Here is a 22,716-nt window from a genome sequence, read left to right as displayed (position 1 = left end):
CCCATTATGAGAACTCGTATATATTATCCATTTATCCTGTTAATAGCATTACTGACAACAGTATCTTGCGAAAACGAACTCCCGTTTAGTGTAAAGGACAATCCCCCCAAACTAGTGATGAACGCACTAATCAACGCAGATAGTCTGACCAATGTTCTTTACCTCAATTTCACGGGAAGAGGATACGCCACTCATGCAGAAAAAGCCACCGTGGAAGTACGTGTTAACGGACAGTTGTCAGAAAGTTTACGTCCGCTCCCACCCCAGGCGGAAGGAGATATGCAATGCCGCTTCAATATTTCCGGCAAGTTCTCTCCCGGAGATGTAGTACGTATCGACGCTCTCACTGACGACGGGCAGTATCACGCATGGGCTGAAGTTACCGTTCCACAGCGTCCCAACGAAATAACTGATATCGATACGGTCACTGTTCCACTGACACAGTATTATTATACACAGAATTATCTCCGATATAAAATCAACATCAAAGATCGCCCCAACGAAAATAATTTCTATCGACTTATCATGGATAAGCAAATGACAGTGAAAGACTATAATAATGAAATAGACGAATATGTCACTCAAACCACACACCGTTATCATTTTATATCCCGCGAAGATGTTGTGTTGACGGACGGACAGCCTACCAACAGCGATGACGAAGATAATGGCATGTTCGACACTGTAAAGAATATATATGGGGTGTTTGACGACTCACGATTCAAAAATACATCTTATACCATGACAGTTTACAACCAGACAAATGTTGAGGGGCTTTCCAAATATGGAACGAATGTAAAGATGGATATTATTGTGCGTCTGTTAAGCATTACAGAAACCGAATATTACTATCTGAAAGCACTCAACCTGGCAGATTCCGACGCTTATGATGAGACAATAAACGAACCAATCAAATATCCCGGCAATGTGCACGGAGGGGTCGGGATTGTCGGGATCAGTACGGAGACAAGCAAAATCATTCATATAGAAAAGCCATGGATATGAAAACTCATCACCTACTATTTATACTCATCGCATTACCGCTGTTCTGTTCCTGCCGAAGCAACCGGAGTATGCTAAGGGAGATACAAGCCTTAAAATCCAGCTTGTATTACGAGCTCACTTCTCCTATCTATCAGGAGAAAGCAGATCAAACCGTATATCTGGACTTCATCGACTACTCCAACATGGATTATTACACCAGCGTGAAACGAAAAAAGTCTGCATATATTCCGCTACTGCTATATAACTATGAGGGTGAGCTTTTCCATCTTCGGTTAGGAGAGTCTTCTCTCACCCAACTCTATCGGGAATTTCTGACGGAGGCACTGCTTACCGAATGTAACAGTAGCACCTGCTGTCATCTGATAGATAATCAGAAAGGAAAAATGATTCCCGATTCCGCCTATCGGCTGGAAGTAAAAATCAGAAAGAATGAGACGTGTGGCAGAATCAAACTCAACCAGTCAAGCATCCCCTGGTTTGAGGGAGAAATGTTGGAGGTTGTCAATAACAAAATTCGCCCGGCAGCTTCCAGTCTTGCCATTTCTATCCGCCTCACTCAAAAGGAAGATTGCCTGCTTGATAAAACTTACTCTACAGAATATCAGCAAACTACCAAAGCGCAAAGATTCGAAGATTCACCGTCCGCCAATGCCGCTTGCCTGAATGATATGACCGAATGTTTGTCAATGGCTACGAAAGAAATCGTGGAGGAGATTAGTCGGGATATACATTTAATACTATCTTTGCAGCCAAAAAGCAGGCACTAACTATGTTTATCATTATTGGAATTATGCTGACAGGCATGCTTCTTGGCTACTTGTTACGCAGTAAAAAACTATCATGGATACACAAGATAATTACTCTTCTTATATGGATTCTCCTCTTTCTTCTCGGAATAGATGTAGGAGGTAACGAATCTATTATCAAAGGTTTGCATACTCTCGGACTGGAAGCTATTATCATCACGGTAGCTGCCGTTGCAGGAAGTACGTTATGTGCCTGGGGATTATGGTACCTATTATATAGATGGAATAGAGGAAAGGAGACAAAAGCATGAAAGGTAGTTTGATTATCGTCTCTTTCTTCATTATCGGTACTCTTTGCGGAGTTTATCATCTTATTCCATACGACTTCACCGACAGCAAGCTCAGTTACTATGCCCTCTGCGGACTCATGTTCTGCGTAGGCATCAGTATCGGCAACGATCCGAATACTTTGAAGAGTTTTCGCTCCCTGAATCCGCGGCTTGTATTCCTTCCCATCATGACGATCATTGGCACATTAGCAGGTTGCGCCGTAGCAGGAGCCTTTATGAGCCAACGAGGTCCTTTAGACTGTATGGCAGTCGGAGCCGGATTTGGCTATTATTCACTTTCCAGCATTTTCATTACCGAATACAAAGGTCCCGAATTGGGAACTATTGCGTTACTTTCCAATATCATGCGTGAAATCATCGCTTTGCTGTGTGCGCCATTATTAGTGAAGTATTTCGGAAAGCTAGCCCCTATTTCTGTTGGTGGAGCCACTACAATGGATACCACTCTTCCTATTATTACCCGATATTCGGGAAAAGAATTTGTAATCATTTCCATTTTCCATGGTTTTGTTGTTGATTTCAGTGTTCCTTTCCTAGTCACGTTCCTTTGCTCAATATCATTTTAATAGGAATAAATCCTAAAAAGCAGATTATTTCCACTATCGTTTTCGCACACGTATTACAAATATGTTTCATAAAGAACCGTTTTTGTATCAAAAAGCATATCATCTCTTGACTTACATCAAGAAATGAGGCTAAATAGAATCTTTTCCTTTTCTTTATTTTTATGCTATAAAACATATTCTTATATTTGCATAGGTAAAAAGAAAAAACTAAGCGCTTAGACTAATTTTCAATAGGTATTAGATTTGTTTTTAGGAATAGTTTTTAGGTATAACAATTAAAAAAGTAGGTATTATGAAACGTTTAGGATTAACATTAGTGGCAGCGCTCTGCCTTGCTGCTACAACATTTGCAGCCGGAAATCAACCTACAACTGCAAAATGGGAAGGTAACATCAATGTTAGTAAATTAGGTAAATATTTGAACTTGAATTCAGTTCAGAGTGAAGAGGTTGCAAACATCTGCGATTATTTCTCCGAACAGATGTCAAGAGCCACAACAGCAAAGAAAGATAAAGAAGCTAAATTGCGTAACGCTGTTTATGGTAACTTGAAGCTGATGAGAAAGACTCTTAGTGCTGAACAGTATGCCAAGTATGCCGCATTGATGAACATCACTTTACAGAATAAAGGTATTGAACTGAATAAGTAAAATGAGTAATATGCAAAAGAGAGAGAGGGTGGAAGCCAGTTTGGGCTTCCACTTTTTTTATCCCATTATTTAATAGTCACCATCGTAGCTCCAAATCCATATTCCTGGAAAGAAGCATCCTGATAACGGCAATTACTATATTTCCGTTTCAATTCATCAACGATAGCTTTCCGAAGCACACCATCTCCTTTGCCGTGAATAAAGACAATCTTCTGCTCACGTTTGTTCTTATAGACTTCCATCACTTCGCGAAACTTATCCAATTGATAGTTCAGTATTTCAGCATTACCCATTCCTTGAGTATCATCCAGTAGAGAGTCGATATGAAGATCTATTTCAACAATCTCACTCTTTCCACCATGAGCATGATTCGGTTTCACAATAGGTTGTGATCTGGACTTATCTACAGATTTCTTCTGCAGCAAAGCCTCTTGAAGTTCTTCTGCCGAAACATATACTTGCTTGGTAGGCATATCATCTTTCACAATGTCATAAATCAACGCCGGTTCTTCAAAGAAATCAGAGTCGCTAAAGGTATGAAGTTTATAGAACTTCACGGTATCAATCCGTATTTCCACACTGACAGCCGGTTTGATAGCCGCAGGCTTACCATCTTTGAAAGCAATCAACTGAACGGCCACCCGCTCCATATCATTCAGTACATCTTTTGTAAACTCCTCCAACAGCAATTTCGTATTAGGTTCCACCAACCCGTGCGAACGGTTCTTCCAGGCTTTTCCTTCTGCACTCAAATAAGTGTAATACAAATAATAATTGCTATCATTTACCAAATAAGTCTCGAAAGGAGTAGTCATCATAGCCTTTGCATCTTCAGGCACATAAGCCAGAAATACATTCAGCGTATCTCCCCCCTTCACTTCCGGCTGGCGTTGAATGACGGGCATCTCCGGTTTTACCGGTTTAGCAGGTCCCTCTTGTTTCGGAGCAGAAGAAGTCGGTTTACGCTTCAAATTATAGTCATCTGTTTCAATCACGACACACTCGCGTATCGGCATTGGAATATCAAACCCATCTGCATCTTCTACCAACACAAAATCCTTTCCCTGGAATCCAGTTACGATTCCACCGCCTACCTCACTAAGAAAGCGTACTTTATCTCCTATTTTCATTATTGTATATCCAATTAAAATTCAAACTCAAAAAAACGAGTAACAAAGATAGAGATTTCTATGAAATTAAATGGAGATTCGGTTCTAAAAACAAACCGTCTGCCTTTATTCCTCTTTTTATTGTAACTTTGCACCCGACGAAATACCAAACATATAATCTAAAATTCACCATTAACGACGAAAACCGATGAAAGAACTTATTAAAGTCATTGCTTTTGATGCAGACGATACCTTGTGGAGCAATGAACCTTTTTTCCAGGAAATAGAGAAACAATATACAGACCTATTAAAACCTTATGGCACTTCTGAAGATATTTCAGCCGCTTTATTTCAAACAGAAATGAATAATCTGAAATATCTCGGATATGGAGCCAAAGCTTTCACCATTTCTATGGTAGAGACAGCTTTGCATGTGAGTGGACAAAAGATTTCAGGTACAGACATCCAACATATTATTGAATTAGGCAAATCATTACTGAAAATGCCTATTGAACTATTGCCGGGAGTAAAAGAAACGCTTAAAGTGTTGAAAGAGAAGGGTAAATACAAATTAGTAGTTGCCACTAAAGGAGACTTACTCGATCAGGAGAATAAGCTGGAACGTTCCGGATTAGCCTCTTATTTCGATCACATTGAAGTGATGTCCGATAAAACAGAGAAAGAATATCAACGAATGTTGAATATCTTACAGATTGCTCCTTCCGAATTTGTCATGATTGGCAATTCTCTGAAATCGGACATTCAACCTGTTCTATTGCTGGGCGGATATGGTATACATATTCCTTTTGAAGTGATGTGGAAACACGAAGTAGTAGACACATTCACACATGACCATCTGAAACAGGTGAAAAGATTTGATGAGTTGCTGCTTTTGTTTTAAATAAGTTCTATTCTTTCTTCAGATAAGCTTCAAATCTGAAGAAAGAAATCAGTAAACAATGCCATCTTATTGGATTACAAATCCAACAGTTTCATCAATTCAGCAGCCCGACACGCTTCTATCGAATTACCGACAGAGAGTTTCTCCAAAATATTCTGGCGGTGTCGATTGACTGTATTCACACTAATATAAAGGGCAGCTGCAATTTCTTTACTAGATAGTCCTTTACGTATACAGCGAAGTATTTCCTTTTCGCGTTCGGATAGGATATTGCGATGTTCTTCCGAAAGAAAGAGGGTTTCGACTTCTCCACGTTCCATATGGGTAATAGTGGGACATATCCCCTGCTCCGTTCGTTGATCTGCAGACAAGGTATAAAGACAAAAAATCAACCATACACTTCCGGAAGGAGTATTTTCCATAATCTGCACTAAATTATCAATATACTGATAGACTCCTTTCTCATTCATCATACGTATTCTGCATCTTCCCCGGTACTTCAACCGTTCTTCGGAAGACATCGAAAAGGTCTTCTGAAAAAACTGATACTCCAATAACCGCTTTTCTACCAAGTCTTCAGGATGAATACGCCGATAAATACAATCTTCATCCATAGAATCAATCACACTTAAAGCAGCTTCTTCGGGAGTTAACCCTAGAAAATGCGCCCAAGGATGAACGGCAATGTAACTTTTCCTATTCGAAAGATCTGAAATAACAGCACATCCACCATTAATCTCCGTCAATGAATGAATAAAGCGTTGATGTTGCTCTACAACTCCATTGTCCAATATTTCATCGGCTATCAGTTGTGTCGCATAAACTTCATCTATTTCCTTTTGTAATACGTCCATCTTATAAAATGGTTATTATTCAGTATTGTTGCACACGGAGGTATGACCTATCTTTGCACCACAAAGATAAAGATAATCAAATAAGAAATGATCATGAAACATTTAAAAATCAAAATCATGTCAATAGCCTTTATGGCAGTAGCAACTTCTTCTATGGCACAAAGTTTGAATAAGATGAACTGGCTGAACGAGCCTCAACAGTGGGAAATAAAAGATAGCAAAACCTTAGTGATGGATGTTCCTGCAAAAACAGACTTTTGGAGGATTTCTCATTATGGATTCACAGTGGACGACGGACCTTTCTATTATGCGACTTATGGTGGAGAATTTGAAGCCAAAGTAAAGATAACCGGCAACTATGTCACCACCTTTGACCAAATGGGATTAATGCTGCGCATCGACCATGAGAACTGGATAAAAGCAGGTGTGGAATACGTTGATGGCAAACAGAATGTAAGTGCCGTAGTTACACACCGAACCAGTGACTGGAGTGTAGTACAATTGCCGGATGCTCCCCGCTCTATATGGATAAAAGCAGTCCGTCGCCTGGATGCAGTAGAAATATTTTTCTCACGTGATGATAAAGAATATATTATGATGCGCACTTGTTGGTTACAAGATAATTGTCCTGTCATGGTAGGATTAATGGGAGCTTGTCCGGACGGGAAAGGGTTCACCGCTACATTCGAAGAATTTAAAGTGACTCCATTAGCCGATCAACGAAGACTGGAATGGGCAAAAAGGCAAATGAACAAATAAAAATCAGCCCTGCTGCTATTTAAATAGAAAGAAAGCTCTTTATAATATAAATGTGGTAGTATATCTTACTTTAAATGTTCTATTTTTAATATGATGTGTATAAATAGCATCATACGGATTTCCTCTTCCAGCAGTTCTGTTGTATAAAATAATGCAAGAATATACAGTTCCAGAGGAGTTTTTTACATAAAAACAGTCAAAAGATACACTATAAATAAACTTATTGACAATCGTTTCTTTAAAAGGAATAACCAGTTGTACTAAATCCCGCATACGTAATAGCTAAAGTTTGCTATCTGTATGCGGGATTCCTTTTTTTTTGCTGATTTTAGTGGTGATATTTCCAATGTTCAACCAATAAACATTCTCCACTATGGCAAATTTTATTCAGCGTGCCAGTGACTCCATCTCGGGGTTTGGTCAAAGTTACGAAAAATTTTCCAAACAACTTCTTATTGAGCAGTATTCTCCTGGTAGTATAAAAAGTTATGGCCATAAGTTGGCTGCTATCAGCTTTCACTTCAAAAAACTTCCTGAACACTTAAGCGAAGATGATTGCCGCGATTATTTCAGCATGTTGCTCTCTCGCACTCCTTCACCGGGTTTGAGCTATTTCAAGCACACGGTTTACAGTCTCCGCTGTTATCGTAAGACGATGCATCTTAGCGAACTTAATTTTTCTCTCCCCCGTATCCGTAGCACGAAGAAACTTCCGGTTGTTCTTTCCCAGTCCGAAGTGATCAGCCTTTTGCGGCACTGCGGGAATATCCGCAGCCAATCCCTGCTGTCTCTGATTTATTCTTGCGGGCTGCGTTTACGTGAACTGGTCAATATGCGAATTTGTGATATTGACAGCAAGCGCATGCAGGTTTTCATCCGCCAGGGCAAAGGTAGAAAAGACAGGTACGTCCCCCTTTCCGGCAACCTGTTGCTTCTTCTCAGGGAGTATTTCATCCAGTACAGACCCGCGGTATATCTTTTCAACAATTGTTTCGGCGGACAAATCGAAGATTCCGAGATCCGCTATCTTTTTAAACAAGCGGTTCATTCGTCCTGCATCCTTAAACCCTGCACGCTTCATACCCTTCGTCACAGTTACGCCACGCACCTGCTGGAGATGGGCGAAAATATACTTCGCATCCGTGACCTTCTGGGACATGCCGATATAAAGACAACCCTGGTTTATCTTCACCTTGTCAATCTTCCTGCCGGAGGTTACGCCTTCAGTCCACTGGACCGTCTTGAGGGAGTGGGATATAACAATACGCAGCCATGAGGACGGAGTTTGAGGTCGGTCAGATTATTTCCCGCTTCAAATCATCCTTTATCAGCCAACATCATCCCTGCGGCAGGGTTCTCCAGGTCCTCTCACGCCTGGAACAGTGCCGTACCTCCGCTTTGGAAGGGCATGTGGATGCCTGTCCCCAGTGTGGAGTCGTACGTGTTAGTTACAACAGCTGCCGGGACCGGCATTGTCCCAAATGCCAGGGAGCCGAACGTGAGGTATGGATACAGGCACGCAAAGAGGATATGTTGCCCGTGAAATACTTCCATGTGGTATTTACCTTGCCGGCCGACTTGCATTCACTGGCACTGGGTAATATGAGACACACCTATTCATGCCTGTTTGCCGCTGCCTGGAAGACACTCGCAGCCTTCGCTGCCAATAAAGGCGCCCAGGCGGGAATGGTAGCCATCCTGCATACATGGGGAAGTAACCTGCACTACCACCCCCACCTGCACTGTGTAGTGCCCGAAGGAGGGATAGATGACAAGGGGGAATGGAGGAAGATCTCAGGGGCAAATCAGGACAGTCCTTTTCTATTCCCGGTCAGGGCCATGGGCAGGGTGTTCAGAGCCAAGTTCATGCAAGAGTGGAGCAAACATGTGAAAGTACCCCAGGCAACAAGAAAGAAGCTGTTTGAAAAAGAATGGGTGGTATATAGCAAAGCACCGTTCAAAGGCGTGGAAAGGGTCATAGAATACTTAGGGCGTTACTCACACAGGGCAGCCATCAGTAATGCCAGGATTAAGGGAATTACAGATACAGCCGTCATGTTTGACTATAAGGATTACAGGGATGGGGGAAAACATAAGATGATGACACTCACGGGAGAAGAGTTCGTACACAGGTTCAGTAGGCATATATTGCCGGCAGGATTTGTACGTATCAGGCATTACGGATTCCTGGCAGCATGCAACAGAAGGAAGTTGACAAGCATACAGATAAGGATGAAAGTACCACCGGCACCACTTAAAAGGAAAAGAGCCAAGTGGAAAGAACTCTGCCAAGACAAATGGAGGGAGTATAACTTATGCAAGCATTGCGGAGGGGCGCAGATGATTACAATTGAAGTTTTCAGACCAGCCAGGTCGCCACCCGGAAGAGGAAGTTCCAAACCGCTGAACGGTACTTTTTGAAGAAGAAAATATATTCACAGGAAGAATGAAGTCCTGGGAGAGAGGCTCTGTGGATATACATAACGGAAAACACGGTAAAAACACCGGATAGAAAGAAAAAGGAGGAAAAAAGGGAGATTGGAATCAAGAAAGGCTGAAAAAACAAGTATAAAAGCAAGCACAGGACATTAGGAAACTGCTGAAAAAAAATACAGATACAGAAGTAACCCCCATAAAAAATAGAAAACGTACAACAAAGGCTCCATATGCCCTAAGGGGCACACGAAGCCCTATTTCGTTCCTTTTAAAGAAACGACTCATTGATCGGTGAGAAACACTTTATTCCTTTAAAAGGAGCATATAAAACTTTATTTTAAGTGCTATCCCAGAGCTAACCTACACCTGAAACAGCCAATACTCCACATATCAATTTGAGACAAAACAAAGGTAAGTTCTATACATCTATTCCATAAAAGACACAGACTAAAACAAATTATTCCAAAACGCAATCGATTTATTTCTTTTCTAAATTCGAAAACAGCAAATCCTTCTCATTTTCAACTCATACCTAAATATATCCTGCATATATGGAATTATGCAACGATAAAATATATGTTTTCTCATATTATCGCCAAAACCGTATATACTTATCTTTCTCACGATCCAACGCACCTTCATCGACACAATCATCCAACCGGAACCATGAATGTTCTATCAATGAGCCTCTCTTTTTAACAGACTTATCCCAGTTTCCTATCACTTGTCCTTCATGAAGAACAATCGGATAAAACAGACCATTATTGGTAAATGCTTTCGAGTAATGCTCTTTAGGCAAAACGTCTGTCCGGTCTTTATAACCAAGCAAATATTCATCATAAGAAGGAAGAAGATGTAAACTGCCGGTAACTTTTCCACGAGTCCGGCAATCTTCATGAATATACCATGTTTGTCCATTCCATTCTTCTGCTGTCAATTCCGAATCAATCAAATAAATAGCTTGACGTGCATCTGTAATAGGTAATCCCGACCACCAGACAAAATCTTGCAAAACAGCAGGAGCATGGCTACGAAAATAGCTTCTAGCCAAACGAGCCAAAGATTCATCTTTGGTCAATTCCGGCACCGGTGGAACACGCTCTTCCAAAAGCGCATACGTACATTTACTTCCTTTATCTTCCCCACTACATACAATCCCCACCTGCTCCGCACGAGCCATAAAGCGGGTCATACGATGATTATCCGCTACAATCCCCGAACGGTTAAAATGCTCGGCAATCTCCTGCCTCGTCAAGCTTTTCTTCCCACAAAGAATTTTCTCCAACAGATTATGACTTTTCGTATAGAGTTCTTCAGAAGTTTCCAAGTCATGCCCTTTCGCATAAGACTCATTAGCAGATATAATACGCCCGGCGGAAAGTTTCAACATCCACCGGATATCTTCTGCTGCTACGAGATGCCATGTCGGACGCATTACATGAGTCCGCAGGATTTCACCATCACGCAGTGCTTTTTCCACAGTTTGAATCGTTGCTGACTTCAAACGCATTCCTACTGCCCATTTCACCATGGAATAATTCTGTGCCTGCATAGCTCCCATCCAGGACACAAGTTCCTTGGGTTGAGAGAAAAGAGGACTTAATAACTGTTGGTTGAGTAAACGTATATTTGGTATTTTCATTTTAATTTATTGCCATTTTTATCAATATAAAACCAATCATCACTTTGCCAGGTCCAATGCTCCCCATAATCATCCAATGCCTTTTTTCCCCAGTATAGGTCACTTCGGCCTTACCATCCTTGAAAGGGCAAACGAAAGCAAACTGTGGTTTGATGATAACATTCCCCAGTGTATCGGCAAACCCCATCAGCATCTCATCATTTATGATACGAAAAAGCCCTTCCTCTACATAATCCGGTCCATTATCAAAACTAAAGGCATAAAAAAGTTTTTCTCCTTTGTTATTAATAGTTGTCCATCCGGGTTTATGAGGTTCCATTACAAAACCGATATGCCGTATTGTATCACTTCCTCCATAATGATATTTACCAAAGGGAACAATCGTATCACCTTGCTCATTCAAATAACAGACAGAAGATCCTAATTCCGGATATTCAGTTGACATATAAGCAATAAGGATTGAATGATCCGACTGTTTTTGACCGTCCAAACAACCAGTCATAAAAATGCAAAACAATAAGGCATACAAAGATTTTAGTTTCATGAGCTTATTATTAGTATATTGCAAATATAAAATTTCTTTCCATACAAATCATTGTTAATGATAAAAAGAATAAATAAGAAGATACAGATATTGCCTCAACTCCTTAGCCAAGAGTCAAAACCAGTTGGAAGTCTCCGAATAAATCTCTACTTTTGTACTCCATAACAAAGAATAGATCAAGAAATGATGCTCTATAAACTCATCCCTCCTTCAGTAGTAACAGCAACTATCCAGTTGCCGGCTTCTAAAAGTATCAGTAATCGTGCATTAATCATCAATGCGCTGGGCAAAGGTATTTATCCTCCTGAAAACCTGTCCGATTGCGACGATACACAGGTGATGATAAAAGCTCTCACCGAAGGGAAAGAGACGATTGACATTATGGCTGCGGGCACTGCTATGCGTTTCCTTACCGCCTATTTAAGTGTGACTCCGGGGGAACGGGCAATCACAGGAACAGCCCGTATGCAGCAACGCCCGATACAGATATTAGTCAATGCGCTCCGGGAATTAGGAGCTGAAATAGAGTATGTCCACCATGAAGGATATCCTCCCTTATGTATCAAAGGGGCAGAGTTGAAAGGAAATGAAATAACCTTGAAAGGAAATGTAAGTTCCCAATATATATCTGCTCTATTGATGATAGGTCCGGCACTCAAAGACGGTTTGACTTTACATTTAAGCGGAGAGATTATTTCCCGCCCTTATATCAATCTTACATTGCAACTGATGCAGGACTTTGGAGCCAAAGCCGCATGGACTTCTCCCAATAGCATATCCGTTGCTCCACAACTCTATCAGAGCATTCCTTTCAAAGTGGAAAGTGACTGGAGCGCAGCTTCCTATTGGTATCAGATTGCCGCCTTATCTCCCAAAGCAGAAATTGAATTATTGGGGTTGTTTCATAACAGTTATCAGGGAGATAGCCGGGGAGCAGAAGTTTTCTCACGCTTAGGTATAACTACCGAATTTACATCGCAAGGTGTGAAACTGAAAAAAACAGGCAAAGCGCCGGAAAGACTGGAAGAAGACTTTGTCGACATTCCGGATTTGGCACAGACATTCGTTGTTACCTGTGCCTTGCTGAATATCCCTTTCCGTTTCACCGGATTACAAAGCCTGAAAATAAAAGAGACTGACCGTATTGCCGCCCTGCGAGCCGAGCTTAAAAAGCTGGGATATGTGATCGAGGAAGAAAATGACAGTATATTAATGTGGAACGGCGAACGATGTGAACCGAAAGAAACTCCGGTGATTGAAACCTACGAAGACCATCGGATGGCAATGGCATTTGCACCGGCAATTATCCGCCATCCCAATCTACTCATTGCCGACCCACAAGTTGTTACCAAATCATATCCCGGATACTGGGAAGATTTGAAACAGGCTGGATTTCAAGTTATAAACGAAGGCTGATTCCGATACGCTGTGGAAGATTTCAACAAATATACTTCCCACATCAACTACTCACCTATTGTAGATTTTGTATTGCAACAGGGGAAGCAAACTTTTTATAAGAAAGGAGACTACTTTTCCCGCCAGGGAGAAGTATGCAGGATAATGGGGTTCGTCAGTTCCGGTTCTTTCCGGTACTGTTGTACCAACAGTATAGGCGAGAGCAGCATCGTAGGCTATACTTTCGATCATTCTTTTGTTGGCAACTATCCGGCTTTTCAGTTACAGGATAAATCAAATGTAGATATACAAGCCTTATGTGATTGCTCGGTATACGTTATCAATTATCAGCAAATGACAGACTTCTATAATGCCAACGACGTTCACCAAAAGTTAGGACGCCGCATTGCAGAAACTCTGTTGTGGGAGGTTTACGACCGAATGATTTCAATGTACAGCCTGACACCGGAAGAACGTTATCTCGAAATTATCAACCGTTGTCCCAATTTACTGAAACTGATTACATTAAAAGAACTGGCTTCTTATCTTTTGATTCGTCCCGAAACCTTAAGCCGTATCCGAAGAAAAATCGTACAAAAATAATATCTTGATTTCAATCAAGGTTTTATTTATTCTCTACCCTTACTTTTGCAGATAAACAAAAAATTTGATTGTATTTCATGAAGAAGATTATAATTATAGGTGCAACCTCCGGCATCGGTCGTGGATTGGCAGAAGCCTATTCTCAAGAAGATTATCTTATCGGCATTACCGGTCGTAGAGAGAATTTGTTAAAGGAGGTATGTACCCAAGACAAAGACAAACTATTCTATCAAGTATGTGACATCACTGATACACAAGCTGCTATTTCATCTCTTGAAACGCTCACTCAAAAGATGGGTGGAATGGATATACTGATTATCTGTGCCGGAACCGGGGAACTAAACCCTGAGCTATCCTACCAACTGGAAGAGCCTACTCTATTAACCAACGTAATAGGCTTTACCAACATCGCAGACTGGGGATTCCGATATTTCGAACGGCAAAAAAGCGGGCATCTGGTTACTATTTCCTCTGTTGGAGGTACACGCGGCAGTGGCATCGCTCCGGCCTACAATGCGTCGAAAGCCTATCAAATCAACTATATGGAAGGATTACGACAAAAAGCAACTAAATCTCCTTATTCTATTTACACTACCGATATTCGTCCCGGATTTGTAGACACCGCTATGGCAAAAGGAGAAGGATTATTCTGGGTTACTCCCGTTGATAAAGCTGTGAAACAAATTAAAAAGGCTATTTCTAAAAAGAAAAAAGTAGCTTTCATTTCCAAAAGATGGAGATATGTAACTATTCTATTTCGTCTGTTGCCATCTGCTATTTATTGCCGGATGTAAAGTTCTACCTGTTCGCCACCTCTCTATATAGTAAGAAAAAAAACTTTCGTGAATTCTACAACCCGGCAAGAGAGATTATCTGCACAAATTCACTATCTTTGCAAAGATAGCCCGTCAACAGACCAACAAAGGACTATTATTGCTACATGGACCGACTGATAATACCTAACTTGAAACAAAGGTGTATATGAATACTAGTTTTGTTAACTTAACAACAGAAAATCTTTCTAATGAGCATTTATGCTGCATTATCCGCAGCAAAAAGTCCCATCCTGGTATTGAAGCAAAGCGGCAATGGCTTTCCGACCGACTGAATGAAGGTCATGTCTTTAGAAAGTTAAATGCAAAAGCTACGGTTTTTATTGAATATGCTCCTCTTGAAACAGCTTGGGTTCCCGTCATCGGCGACAACTATTATTATCTGTATTGTTTATGGGTGTTAGGTAGTCCCCGAGGAAACGGATATGGGAAAGCATTAATAGAGTACTGTATAGCCGATGCCAAAGAAAAAGGTAGATCCGGCATTTGCATGCTCGGGGCAAAAAAACAGAAGAGCTGGCTTTCCGACCAATCATTTGCAAAGAAATTTGGCTTTGAGGTGGTTGACACTACCGATAACGGATATGAATTGCTTGCTCTTTCTTTTGACGGAACAGTACCGAAGTTCGCGCCAAATGCCAAGAATCTGAAAATAGAAAGTGAGGAACTGACGATTTATTATGATATGCAATGCCCCTATATCTATAAATACATTGAAATGATCAAACAATATTGTGAAACAAATGATGTCCCTGTTTCTTTTATTCAAGTAGATACGCTACAGAAAGCAAAAGAGTTACCGTGTGTTTTTAATAATTTTGCTGTATTTTATAAAGGAAGTTTTGAGACTGTGAATTTACCAACTATCGACTACTTGAAAAGAATACTCAAAAAATAAGAAATACAATCCTGACTTTTCCCGTTAATTATCAGGATTGTATTTTATCTGCTTCATTAAAATGACTTCTCATTTGCCATCTTCCACATATTGAGAAAAGAGGCTTTAGTGATTTCTACTATCTTATCCCAATTCAATCGGTCGGCATGATCGGAAGGCTGGTGATAATCAAGATGCCCGTCCGTATGATACCAGATAATCGGAATACCTACTTTGGCAAACGAACCGTTATCACTTCCTCCTATCGGATTTTCCCAAGCGCGGTAATCCGGTTCCAATTGCAAACCGTATTTTCTGATATCCTCTTTCAACCAATCCCCAAAGACCGGGTGGGCGGATGTATAGAAATAAACGACCTGTTTGGGTTGTTGAGGTTTGTTGTTACGGCCAATCATGTCAAAGTTCAGATAGCCTTTTATTTGAGATAGGAAAGGACAAGTTTGTACAAAATATTTAGAGCCAAGCAGTCCTTTTTCTTCTCCATCCCAAAAAGCAAAGATTACATTTCTTTCGGGTTGCTCCCCACTGGCTAAAAAGGCTCTTGCTATTTGCAACACTGCCGATACACCGGAAGCATTATCGTCAGCACCATTGTATATTTGGTCGCCATCGAGTGCAGGATCAATACCTAAATGGTCGAAATGCGCCCCCACAATCACATATTCTTTGGTATTTTTACCAGGAATCATTCCCAATACATTCCTCATGGAAAGCTTCTGATGAACTTCCTGTTTCAGTTTAGCTATGGAATCAGGATGCACTTCCAGACGTCCTTTTTTCTGACGTTCTTTACGGTAAGCATCAAAAGGCTGGAAATAGCTGTCAGCCAAAGGTGATACTCCCATCCATTGTAATAAAGAAGCAATATACTCCGAGGTCACACGTGAACCATGAAAACCTGCCTCACGGCCTTGCAATTCATCACTAGCCAAAAAGTTGATAGTAGCTTCGGCAGAGGAACGGTTGATACTCTGCAACCCTTTTTCTACGTTAGTTTGGGCAGATAACAACAATGAAAAATTACACAAAAAAGAGAGAAGCAGAATGTTTTTCTTCATGATGTATATAAGATTTAAGAAACAATCGTCCATACTTTACTTATTTTCAACTATCCAGTTTTTATCATTCAAGATATTTCTATTACAATCATCTGCTCCCGGATTATCATTAAAAGAAATCCGATATTGGCGGGGAGGAGTCGGATAATAAATAGCAGGTTCCAGCACTTGCCCCAAGGAATCAAACAGTGTATTCAAGGCATCCTCATCCAATTGATTCGAGTGGCAATAAAGATGTTCTAACAGACTTCCTTGCGGTACCATTAAACGAGTTAGCTGATTATGTTCACAACGCAATTCACTAATATTAGAGTTATCGGACAGATCAAGTTCGGTCAATTTGTTGTATGAGCAACTTAATTCCCTTAAAGAAGGGCAACATTTCAATATATCAGTAATTGATTGGAAAGCACATCCTTGTATCAATATCGCAGAAATTGAAGTCTTCTCGTTCAATTCCAGATGTGACAATACTTCATTAGAACTCAAATCAATATCGCGCAATGCCGGCAAGCTTTTAAGGGAAAGGGAAGAAAAACCATTATAAGAACAATATAAACTTTCCGCTTCCGGATGACTACCAAACTCTATTGAAGTCAATTTGGGATTAGAATAAATTTGTATAGATCGCAATCGGAAACAATCCTCAATCTCCAAATGCTCCAAATCAGCGAAACTACCGATATTAATACTTTCCACATTAGGACAGAAGGTATTCAAGTCCAATTCGCGAGTATCAGAAATGCTATTCAAAGCCAGTGATTTCATTCGCGGCATATTTCCCAAATAAAGATGACTCAAAGGAAGAAGCAAACCACTTATATCGATAAGCTGCAGCTCTTCAGCCCAAATCCTCACTTCATATAATCCTTTATTTCCATATCTATATACCACTCCGCCACTCATTGAAGAAGGATCTTCTATTTTCTGTATACGACCGTTTCCCCAATCTATCACCATTCGTCCCCCACTTGCTACAATGTCCAACTGCCGCCAGTCTCCTACAACATTCACTGTAAAGCGAATCGTGTTTTCATCTGTCAATGCCGGAAATTCAAAATCATCTCCAAACACTCTGTTATCCGTATCTTTACAGGCAGCAAGGGTAGTGAATAAGATAACCACCCACATACTCCGAACGAATAATATACTCTGTCTTTTCATCTTATATTTGAGTTAGTAACATACAAAAGTACGAAAGAAATAGATAGCATACACGATAGAATACAAATTTATAAGTAACTTTGCACAAAATTGATTGGTAACTGTTATATTGTCATGTGGATACTTATTATAAGTCTGGTGTTGCTGGGTGTCATTGCGCTGATAGCCGGAATTATCCGCAACAAAAGACTGCAAAAGAAAATAGAAAAGGGCGAACTGGACCGTATGCCGGAAGTGAAGGAAGTAGATGTGGAATGCTGCGGACAACACGAAGTATGCGAACGGGATAGCCTGCTGGCAGCTGTCAGCAAAAAGATAGAATATTACGATGACGAAGAACTGGACCAGTTCATTGGCAAGGCAGGAGATGCGTACACAGAAGAAGAAACAGAAATGTTTCGGGATGTATTGTATACGACACTGGATGTAGAAGTGGCCGGATGGGTGCGTAGCCTTCAGCTCCGTGGCATTGAACTACCGGATGATCTCAAAGACGAAGTTTTTCTGATTATCGGAGAAAGAAGAAACATAGAAGTAAAAAAGGCAGATGACAGGTGATGTGATGGATTTACTACAATATACATTCTTTCAACACGCCCTATTGGGAAGTCTGCTGGCAAGCATTGCCTGTGGGATTATCGGTACATATATCGTAACCCGCCGCCTGGTATTTATCAGCGGAGGAATCACTCATGCTTCTTTCGGAGGAATCGGGTTAGGATTGTTTGCCGGAATTTCCCCGATACTATCGGCAGCCGTATTCTCGGTATTATCTGCTTTTGGCGTCGAATGGCTTAGCAGACGGAAAGATATGCGCGAAGATTCTGCCATTGCAGTATTCTGGACGTTAGGGATGGCACTCGGAATTATGTTCAGCTTCCTGTCACCGGGATTTGCGCCCGACCTGTCGGCTTACCTCTTCGGCAATATACTGACCATCAACCAAATCGACTTATGGATGCTCGGCATATTGGCACTCATACTGACCGGATTCTTTTATCTGTTTATCCGCCCTATCGTATATATTGCCTTTGACCGTGAGTTTGCACGTTCGCAAAAGATTCCGGTAGAGATTTTTGAATATGTACTGATGATGTTCATCGCACTGACCATTGTAGCCTGCCTGCGAATGGTAGGCATCGTATTGGCCATTTCTCTTCTCACCATTCCACAGATGACAGCCAACTTGTTCACCTATAGTTTCAAGAAGATTATCTGGTTATCAATCGGCATCGGTTTCTTGGGCTGCTTGGGTGGATTATTTATTTCTTATCACTGGAAAGTCCCTTCGGGAGCTTCCATCATATTCTTCTCTATCCTGATTTACGCTGTTTGTAAAATCGGAAAGAGTTGTTGCAGGAAAAAGTCATAATAATAGATAGTATATGGAAATCAAAATTCAATCACTGGAAAGTATCCATGAAGCAGCCCGTGAATTTATCGCTGCTATGGGCGACAACACTGTATTTGCTTTATACGGAAAGATGGGTGCCGGCAAAACGACATTTGTCAAAGCACTCTGCGAAGAATTGGGCGTAACGGATGTTATCACTTCTCCTACTTTTGCTATTGTCAACGAATACCGTTCGGACGAAACCGGAGAGTTAATCTATCACTTTGATTTTTACCGCATCAAGAAGCTAAGCGAAGTGTACGACATGGGTTACGAAGACTATTTCTACAGTGGCGCTCTCTGCTTTATCGAATGGCCGGAACTGGTAGAAGAACTACTTCCGGGAAATGCCGTAAAAGTAACGATTGAAGAACTGGAAAACGGAAATAGAGTAATCAGACTATGACCGGACAATATATCGTACAAGGAATCTTTGCGCTGGCAGGAATCGTCTCCCTGCTGGCGTCATTGCTAAACTGGGACTGGTTCTTTACAACGCGCAACGCACAAACCATTGTCCGGAATGTAGGACGCAACCGAGCACGACTCTTCTATGGAATACTGGGAATTACCATCATTGGAATGGCTGTATTCTTCTTTGTGGAAACACGGAAAGCCATAGGAGGATAATATGTTTTTAAGAGAATCCTTTTGTTTTCTTCCCATTTTTTACTATTTTTGTATGAAAGGAGGATAGAAAAGTGAAAACAACCAATGAATATCTTACAAAAATTCGCCAATTCAAACAACAGTTTGCCGAGAAATATGGAATTATTTCTATTGGTATTTTTGGTTCTGTTGCCCGTGGAGAGCAACATGAAGAGAGTGATTTGGATGTTTTTGTTGAACTAAAGGATCCGGACCCTTTTATTATGTTTGATATTAAAGAAGAACTGGAACGTATATGTAACTGCAAAATAGACCTCCTTCGTTTGCGTAAAAACCTCCGTTCACTTATTTCCCAAAGAATAGCAAGAGATGGAATATACGCTTAAAGAAGAAACCCAAGACAAGTTTCTCCAAATATCAGAATCAATATCTATCATTGAAGAAAGGTGTAAGAACATTCAGAACGTAGATGATTTTTTGTTATCACCTTGGGGAATGACCATCTTAGACGCATGCATCATGCGAATCCAAGTAATAGGAGAAACGATTAAGGCTGTTGACGACAAAACACAAAAGAACTTTCTTAAAGATTATCCCCAAATTCCATGGGCAAAGGTTATTGGATTAAGAAATATCATTTCTCATGAATATGCTAACATTGACTACGAGATTATCTGGGTAGTCATACAAAAACATCTTCCTCCTTTAAAAGAGACAGTTGAACAAATTATAAAAGACTTATCATAGTAGTTGTCGTGACTTCATCTCCAGATACTTATTAATCACATCAATCGAAAGATTCTCCGGTGTAGTTAATAAAGAATAGATTCCATGTTGTTTCAAAGTAGATACAATCAGCCGCTTCTCGTAAGCGAACTTTTCTGCAATCACGTGACGATAGTAGCTTTCCGTATCTTTTGCCGGTTGGGCGATATATTCCTTCAAATCGACATCTTCAAAAAAGACTACGAGCAAACGGTGTTGGCGGTTTAGTTGTTTCAGGTAAGATAATTGACGGTTCATTCCTCCTATGCTCGAGAAGTTAGTATATAGTACCAGCAGGCTACGCTTACTGACATGTTTGTTCAAATGAACGCAAAGAGCCGAGAAGTCTGTCTCCCCGAAAGTGGTCTGCTGGCTATAAAGACTTTCCAGCAATGTCTGCATATATCCCGGTTGCTTGGAAGCAGGCACGAAAGTATCGAAGTGTTCATCGAAAGTCACTAATCCGGCTTTATCTTCTTTCCGCATGGCAACATACGAAAGCACCAGCGAAGCATTAATTGCATAATCCAGCAAGGTCATTCCACGGAAAGCTTGCTGCATCACTCTACCTTTATCGATCACATTATAAATCTGCTGTGAACGTTCGTCTTGGTACACATTCACCATAAGTTCATGCCGGCGGGCACTTGCTTTCCAGTTAATCGTACGGTAATCATCCCCCTTTACATACTCTTTAATTTGCTCAAACTCCGTATGATGCCCAACCCGGCGAATACGTTTTATTCCCAATTCTGTCAGATTATCACTTATTGCCAGCAGTTCATATTGATGGAGCATCAGATATGACGGGTACACTTTGATATCCAAAGGTTCTGCACAAGTATAGCGCCGGGATATAAAGCCGATTTTTCCGGTCACAAAAACTCTGATATGACCGAAAGAGTAAACGCCACGATGAGTAGGTCGAAGACGATAGGTAACTGTTTTTCCCTCGTTTGCTCCAAGCTTCACCTGAAAGTCGACATCACGTTTCTGAAAGATAAAAGGGATCTCATCTATGATTTCTAAAGATACAGGATGCGGATAACTACTCTCTACCCGAATACTTACTTCATTTTCGTCGCCATTAGAGAAACGGTCGGCACACTGTCGGAAAGCACGGATTCCACGAATACGATAAAGAGAATATACGTCTGCCAGTACCACCAAAAGCAAGACAAAGAGTGCCCACTGCCCGATAACAAAGAACGGAGCAAAAACATATCCGCTACCCAACAACAGGATAACCAGGACAAGGGCAATATAGAAACGACGAGTTAGAAACAAATGATTTATGAATTATGATTTATGATTTCTTGGATTTACGATTTCTTCAACTTACAATTTACGTACAGTTTATAATTTACGATTTATGATTTCTTCGATTTATGTTATGAATAAGGTCAGACATCCAACGCGCAGCCCAAATCATAAATCAGAATTCATAAATCATAAATCTTTTCATTTCGGGACTTCCACTTTATCAATTAAGCGTTGTGTCACTTTCACCGGTGAATAGCCTTCCATTTCAGCTTCCGCAGTCAGGATCAGACGGTGCTGAAGTACATAAGGAGCTACAAACTTGATATCTTCCGGTGTCACAAAATCACGTCCCTGCAAAAGAGCATACGCTTTTGACGATTGCAGCATGGCTACAGATGCACGTGGAGAAGCTCCCAAATATACGGCCTTACTGGTACGGGTCTGCTGCACAATCAATGCGATATATTGAAGTAACGTGCGGTCTACAAATACCTGATTCATAAAAGCACGAAGGGACAGCACTTCTTCTTTGGTAATGGCGGGAGTGATATCATCCAATTTCACCAATGCGGCATTGGTATGATGACGTTCCAAGATATTCACTTCCTCTTCCAATGAAGGATAATCCATCGTTATCTTCATCAGAAAACGGTCGAGCTGTGCTTCGGGAAGTTTGTATGTTCCCTCCTGCTCTACCGGATTCTGGGTAGCCAAAATCGTATAAAGATCTCCCATCCGGTGAGTCGTTCCATCAATACTGATCTGGCGCTCTTCCATTACTTCAAACAAGGCAGCCTGTGTTTTGGCAGGAGCACGGTTGATTTCATCGACCAATACAATATCCGCAAAAATCGGTCCCTGATGAAAATCAAAACCATTCGTTTTCATATTAAACACAGTCGTACCTAATACGTCACTCGGCATTAAGTCCGGAGTGAACTGAACACGACTGAAGTCTGCATCAATCAGACGAGCTGTCAGACGGGCCAACAGTGTCTTCGCAACTCCCGGAACACCTTCTATCAATACGTGTCCATTCGCCAAAATTGCCGTCAGTACCAAATCCACTGTCTGCTCCTGCCCTACTATGACGGAAGCAATCCGGTCTTTCAACTCTTGTATCTTCTCGGAAAAGAGAGTTAAATCTACTCGCTGTTCTGTATTCTCTTCCATA

The 22,716-nt window shown here is 41.0% G+C and carries 27 protein-coding genes; 19 read left to right on the top strand and 8 right to left on the bottom strand.

What is annotated here, in order from left to right; genetic code table 11:
- The first annotated feature begins 6 nt into the window (after positions 1 to 6).
- The 5 genes from CJF29_RS04265 (at position 7) to CJF29_RS04245 (ending at position 3,316) form a co-directional block, all read left to right on the top strand.
- Positions 7 to 1,005, top strand: coding sequence for a DUF4249 domain-containing protein (locus tag CJF29_RS04265; RefSeq protein WP_074638114.1), 999 nt, complete (start codon positions 7 to 9; stop codon positions 1,003 to 1,005).
- The gene (locus CJF29_RS04260; RefSeq protein WP_074638135.1) at positions 1,002 to 1,772 is read left to right on the top strand and encodes a hypothetical protein; all 771 of its coding nucleotides are present in this window, start codon (positions 1,002 to 1,004) and stop codon (positions 1,770 to 1,772) included. The genes CJF29_RS04265 and CJF29_RS04260 overlap by 4 nt, the downstream gene beginning before the upstream one ends.
- Positions 1,773 to 1,774: 2 nt before the next feature.
- Positions 1,775 to 2,062, top strand: coding sequence for a LysO family transporter (locus CJF29_RS04255; RefSeq protein ID WP_074559155.1), 288 nt, complete (start codon positions 1,775 to 1,777; stop codon positions 2,060 to 2,062).
- Positions 2,059 to 2,667: a lysine exporter LysO family protein gene (locus CJF29_RS04250; RefSeq protein ID WP_004326224.1), complete on the top strand. Its 609-nt coding sequence runs from the start codon at positions 2,059 to 2,061 to the stop codon at positions 2,665 to 2,667. The genes CJF29_RS04255 and CJF29_RS04250 overlap by 4 nt, the downstream gene beginning before the upstream one ends.
- A gap of 292 nt (positions 2,668 to 2,959) precedes the next feature.
- Positions 2,960 to 3,316: a hypothetical protein gene (locus CJF29_RS04245; RefSeq protein ID WP_004299310.1), complete on the top strand. Its 357-nt coding sequence runs from the start codon at positions 2,960 to 2,962 to the stop codon at positions 3,314 to 3,316.
- Between the two features lie 65 nt (positions 3,317 to 3,381).
- Here CJF29_RS04245 and CJF29_RS04240 read toward each other — a convergent pair whose 3' ends face one another.
- Positions 3,382 to 4,446: a DUF2027 domain-containing protein gene (locus CJF29_RS04240; RefSeq protein WP_099147272.1), complete on the bottom strand. Its 1,065-nt coding sequence runs from the start codon at positions 4,444 to 4,446 to the stop codon at positions 3,382 to 3,384.
- A 187-nt stretch (positions 4,447 to 4,633) separates the two neighbouring features.
- Here CJF29_RS04240 and CJF29_RS04235 point away from each other — a divergent pair, with 187 nt between their 5' ends.
- Positions 4,634 to 5,326 carry an HAD family hydrolase gene (locus tag CJF29_RS04235; protein ID WP_074638111.1) on the top strand — a complete coding sequence of 231 codons (693 nt, stop codon included), beginning with the start codon at positions 4,634 to 4,636 and terminating at the stop codon, positions 5,324 to 5,326.
- Between the two features lie 74 nt (positions 5,327 to 5,400).
- Here CJF29_RS04235 and CJF29_RS04230 read toward each other — a convergent pair whose 3' ends face one another.
- On the bottom strand, positions 5,401 to 6,180 hold the full coding sequence (locus CJF29_RS04230) for a response regulator transcription factor (protein WP_004299300.1): 780 nt from the start codon (positions 6,178 to 6,180) through the stop codon (positions 5,401 to 5,403).
- A gap of 87 nt (positions 6,181 to 6,267) precedes the next feature.
- Here CJF29_RS04230 and CJF29_RS04225 point away from each other — a divergent pair, with 87 nt between their 5' ends.
- The 3 genes from CJF29_RS04225 (at position 6,268) to CJF29_RS04215 (ending at position 9,360) form a co-directional block, all read left to right on the top strand.
- Positions 6,268 to 6,939 carry a DUF1349 domain-containing protein gene (locus tag CJF29_RS04225; RefSeq protein WP_181884944.1) on the top strand — a complete coding sequence of 224 codons (672 nt, stop codon included), beginning with the start codon at positions 6,268 to 6,270 and terminating at the stop codon, positions 6,937 to 6,939.
- A gap of 373 nt (positions 6,940 to 7,312) precedes the next feature.
- Positions 7,313 to 8,215, top strand: a complete 903-nt coding sequence (locus CJF29_RS04220) for a tyrosine-type recombinase/integrase (protein WP_413544525.1) — start codon at positions 7,313 to 7,315, stop codon at positions 8,213 to 8,215.
- The gene (locus tag CJF29_RS04215; RefSeq protein WP_413544494.1) at positions 8,212 to 9,360 is read left to right on the top strand and encodes an IS91 family transposase; all 1,149 of its coding nucleotides are present in this window, start codon (positions 8,212 to 8,214) and stop codon (positions 9,358 to 9,360) included. The genes CJF29_RS04220 and CJF29_RS04215 overlap by 4 nt, the downstream gene beginning before the upstream one ends.
- 604 nt (positions 9,361 to 9,964) lie before the next feature.
- On the opposite strand, the gene CJF29_RS04210 is transcribed toward CJF29_RS04215, so the two are convergent.
- Both CJF29_RS04210 and CJF29_RS04205 read right to left on the bottom strand, forming a co-directional pair.
- The gene (locus tag CJF29_RS04210) at positions 9,965 to 11,017 is read right to left on the bottom strand and encodes a winged helix DNA-binding domain-containing protein (protein ID WP_074560350.1); all 1,053 of its coding nucleotides are present in this window, start codon (positions 11,015 to 11,017) and stop codon (positions 9,965 to 9,967) included.
- Position 11,018: 1 nt separating this feature from the next.
- Entirely contained in the window at positions 11,019 to 11,561 is a 543-nt protein-coding gene (locus CJF29_RS04205; protein ID WP_255299361.1) for a WG repeat-containing protein, read from the bottom strand.
- A 186-nt stretch (positions 11,562 to 11,747) separates the two neighbouring features.
- Here CJF29_RS04205 and CJF29_RS04200 point away from each other — a divergent pair, with 186 nt between their 5' ends.
- From CJF29_RS04200 to CJF29_RS04185, 4 genes are all read left to right on the top strand, one after another.
- Entirely contained in the window at positions 11,748 to 12,977 is a 1,230-nt protein-coding gene (locus CJF29_RS04200) for a 3-phosphoshikimate 1-carboxyvinyltransferase (RefSeq protein WP_074560360.1), read from the top strand.
- 12 nt (positions 12,978 to 12,989) lie between these two features.
- A complete protein-coding gene (locus CJF29_RS04195) occupies positions 12,990 to 13,559 on the top strand; it encodes a Crp/Fnr family transcriptional regulator (RefSeq protein ID WP_074560352.1) in 570 nt (189 codons plus the stop codon).
- Positions 13,560 to 13,636: 77 nt separating this feature from the next.
- Positions 13,637 to 14,353, top strand: a complete 717-nt coding sequence (locus tag CJF29_RS04190) for an SDR family NAD(P)-dependent oxidoreductase (RefSeq protein ID WP_008650110.1) — start codon at positions 13,637 to 13,639, stop codon at positions 14,351 to 14,353.
- Between the two features lie 187 nt (positions 14,354 to 14,540).
- Positions 14,541 to 15,290: an N-acetyltransferase gene (locus tag CJF29_RS04185; RefSeq protein WP_074560354.1), complete on the top strand. Its 750-nt coding sequence runs from the start codon at positions 14,541 to 14,543 to the stop codon at positions 15,288 to 15,290.
- Between the two features lie 56 nt (positions 15,291 to 15,346).
- Here CJF29_RS04185 and CJF29_RS04180 read toward each other — a convergent pair whose 3' ends face one another.
- Together CJF29_RS04180 and CJF29_RS04175 are read right to left on the bottom strand one after the other, a co-directional pair.
- A complete protein-coding gene (locus CJF29_RS04180) occupies positions 15,347 to 16,348 on the bottom strand; it encodes a M28 family metallopeptidase (protein WP_074560362.1) in 1,002 nt (333 codons plus the stop codon).
- 36 nt (positions 16,349 to 16,384) lie between these two features.
- Positions 16,385 to 17,512: a leucine-rich repeat domain-containing protein gene (locus tag CJF29_RS04175; RefSeq protein WP_074560356.1), complete on the bottom strand. Its 1,128-nt coding sequence runs from the start codon at positions 17,510 to 17,512 to the stop codon at positions 16,385 to 16,387.
- 114 nt (positions 17,513 to 17,626) lie between these two features.
- On the opposite strand from CJF29_RS04175, the gene CJF29_RS04170 reads away from it, so the two are divergent.
- From CJF29_RS04170 to CJF29_RS04145, 6 genes are all read left to right on the top strand, one after another.
- Positions 17,627 to 18,070 carry a hypothetical protein gene (locus tag CJF29_RS04170; protein ID WP_004299271.1) on the top strand — a complete coding sequence of 148 codons (444 nt, stop codon included), beginning with the start codon at positions 17,627 to 17,629 and terminating at the stop codon, positions 18,068 to 18,070.
- Positions 18,071 to 18,074: 4 nt separating this feature from the next.
- Positions 18,075 to 18,884, top strand: coding sequence for a metal ABC transporter permease (locus tag CJF29_RS04165; protein ID WP_004307944.1), 810 nt, complete (start codon positions 18,075 to 18,077; stop codon positions 18,882 to 18,884).
- Positions 18,885 to 18,897: 13 nt separating this feature from the next.
- Positions 18,898 to 19,311 (top strand): tRNA (adenosine(37)-N6)-threonylcarbamoyltransferase complex ATPase subunit type 1 TsaE, encoded by a 414-nt coding sequence (gene tsaE / locus CJF29_RS04160; RefSeq protein WP_004306585.1) that lies wholly within the window; start codon positions 18,898 to 18,900, stop codon positions 19,309 to 19,311.
- Positions 19,308 to 19,535, top strand: coding sequence for an immunity 17 family protein (locus CJF29_RS04155; protein ID WP_099146658.1), 228 nt, complete (start codon positions 19,308 to 19,310; stop codon positions 19,533 to 19,535). Before tsaE ends, CJF29_RS04155 begins: the two co-directional genes overlap by 4 nt.
- Before the next feature lie 71 nt (positions 19,536 to 19,606).
- Positions 19,607 to 19,900, top strand: a complete 294-nt coding sequence (locus CJF29_RS04150; protein ID WP_004299263.1) for a nucleotidyltransferase family protein — start codon at positions 19,607 to 19,609, stop codon at positions 19,898 to 19,900.
- Positions 19,884 to 20,261 (top strand): DUF86 domain-containing protein, encoded by a 378-nt coding sequence (locus CJF29_RS04145; protein WP_099146657.1) that lies wholly within the window; start codon positions 19,884 to 19,886, stop codon positions 20,259 to 20,261. The genes CJF29_RS04150 and CJF29_RS04145 overlap by 17 nt, the downstream gene beginning before the upstream one ends.
- Here the strand turns inward: CJF29_RS04145 and CJF29_RS04140 are convergent.
- Both CJF29_RS04140 and CJF29_RS04135 read right to left on the bottom strand, forming a co-directional pair.
- A complete protein-coding gene (locus tag CJF29_RS04140) occupies positions 20,256 to 21,566 on the bottom strand; it encodes a DUF58 domain-containing protein (RefSeq protein ID WP_004299260.1) in 1,311 nt (436 codons plus the stop codon). The two genes, CJF29_RS04145 and CJF29_RS04140, sit on opposite strands and share 6 nt — an antisense overlap.
- 174 nt (positions 21,567 to 21,740) lie before the next feature.
- Complete coding sequence (locus CJF29_RS04135; protein ID WP_099146656.1) at positions 21,741 to 22,715, bottom strand: AAA family ATPase; 975 nt, start codon at positions 22,713 to 22,715, stop codon at positions 21,741 to 21,743.
- Position 22,716 lies beyond the last annotated feature (1 nt).

The organism is Bacteroides celer (genome assembly GCF_002632415.2).
In the GTDB taxonomy this organism is placed as follows: Bacteria; Bacteroidota; Bacteroidia; order Bacteroidales; family Bacteroidaceae; genus Bacteroides.
The sequence above is the reverse complement of the archived record's forward strand: the minus strand, read 5'-3'. Positions and strand labels throughout refer to the sequence as shown.

What these genes read in the sequence shown, in the direction of transcription:
- CJF29_RS04265 (WP_074638114.1), top strand. Translation starts at nt 7, where the DNA reads ATGAGAACTCGTATATATTATCCATTTATCCTGTTAATAGCATTACTG.
- CJF29_RS04260 (WP_074638135.1), top strand. Translation starts at nt 1,002, where the DNA reads ATGAAAACTCATCACCTACTATTTATACTCATCGCATTACCGCTGTTC.
- CJF29_RS04255 (WP_074559155.1), top strand. Translation starts at nt 1,775, where the DNA reads ATGTTTATCATTATTGGAATTATGCTGACAGGCATGCTTCTTGGCTAC.
- CJF29_RS04250 (WP_004326224.1), top strand. Translation starts at nt 2,059, where the DNA reads ATGAAAGGTAGTTTGATTATCGTCTCTTTCTTCATTATCGGTACTCTT.
- CJF29_RS04245 (WP_004299310.1), top strand. Translation starts at nt 2,960, where the DNA reads ATGAAACGTTTAGGATTAACATTAGTGGCAGCGCTCTGCCTTGCTGCT.
- CJF29_RS04240 (WP_099147272.1), bottom strand. Translation starts at nt 4,446, where the DNA reads ATGAAAATAGGAGATAAAGTACGCTTTCTTAGTGAGGTAGGCGGTGGA.
- CJF29_RS04235 (WP_074638111.1), top strand. Translation starts at nt 4,634, where the DNA reads ATGAAAGAACTTATTAAAGTCATTGCTTTTGATGCAGACGATACCTTG.
- CJF29_RS04230 (WP_004299300.1), bottom strand. Translation starts at nt 6,180, where the DNA reads ATGGACGTATTACAAAAGGAAATAGATGAAGTTTATGCGACACAACTG.
- CJF29_RS04225 (WP_181884944.1), top strand. Translation starts at nt 6,268, where the DNA reads ATGATCATGAAACATTTAAAAATCAAAATCATGTCAATAGCCTTTATG.
- CJF29_RS04220 (WP_413544525.1), top strand. Translation starts at nt 7,313, where the DNA reads ATGGCAAATTTTATTCAGCGTGCCAGTGACTCCATCTCGGGGTTTGGT.
- CJF29_RS04215 (WP_413544494.1), top strand. Translation starts at nt 8,212, where the DNA reads ATGAGGACGGAGTTTGAGGTCGGTCAGATTATTTCCCGCTTCAAATCA.
- CJF29_RS04210 (WP_074560350.1), bottom strand. Translation starts at nt 11,017, where the DNA reads ATGAAAATACCAAATATACGTTTACTCAACCAACAGTTATTAAGTCCT.
- CJF29_RS04205 (WP_255299361.1), bottom strand. Translation starts at nt 11,561, where the DNA reads ATGAAACTAAAATCTTTGTATGCCTTATTGTTTTGCATTTTTATGACT.
- CJF29_RS04200 (WP_074560360.1), top strand. Translation starts at nt 11,748, where the DNA reads ATGCTCTATAAACTCATCCCTCCTTCAGTAGTAACAGCAACTATCCAG.
- CJF29_RS04190 (WP_008650110.1), top strand. Translation starts at nt 13,637, where the DNA reads ATGAAGAAGATTATAATTATAGGTGCAACCTCCGGCATCGGTCGTGGA.
- CJF29_RS04185 (WP_074560354.1), top strand. Translation starts at nt 14,541, where the DNA reads ATGAATACTAGTTTTGTTAACTTAACAACAGAAAATCTTTCTAATGAG.
- CJF29_RS04180 (WP_074560362.1), bottom strand. Translation starts at nt 16,348, where the DNA reads ATGAAGAAAAACATTCTGCTTCTCTCTTTTTTGTGTAATTTTTCATTG.
- CJF29_RS04175 (WP_074560356.1), bottom strand. Translation starts at nt 17,512, where the DNA reads ATGAAAAGACAGAGTATATTATTCGTTCGGAGTATGTGGGTGGTTATC.
- CJF29_RS04170 (WP_004299271.1), top strand. Translation starts at nt 17,627, where the DNA reads ATGTGGATACTTATTATAAGTCTGGTGTTGCTGGGTGTCATTGCGCTG.
- CJF29_RS04165 (WP_004307944.1), top strand. Translation starts at nt 18,075, where the DNA reads ATGGATTTACTACAATATACATTCTTTCAACACGCCCTATTGGGAAGT.
- tsaE (WP_004306585.1), top strand. Translation starts at nt 18,898, where the DNA reads ATGGAAATCAAAATTCAATCACTGGAAAGTATCCATGAAGCAGCCCGT.
- CJF29_RS04155 (WP_099146658.1), top strand. Translation starts at nt 19,308, where the DNA reads ATGACCGGACAATATATCGTACAAGGAATCTTTGCGCTGGCAGGAATC.
- CJF29_RS04145 (WP_099146657.1), top strand. Translation starts at nt 19,884, where the DNA reads ATGGAATATACGCTTAAAGAAGAAACCCAAGACAAGTTTCTCCAAATA.
- CJF29_RS04135 (WP_099146656.1), bottom strand. Translation starts at nt 22,715, where the DNA reads ATGGAAGAGAATACAGAACAGCGAGTAGATTTAACTCTCTTTTCCGAG.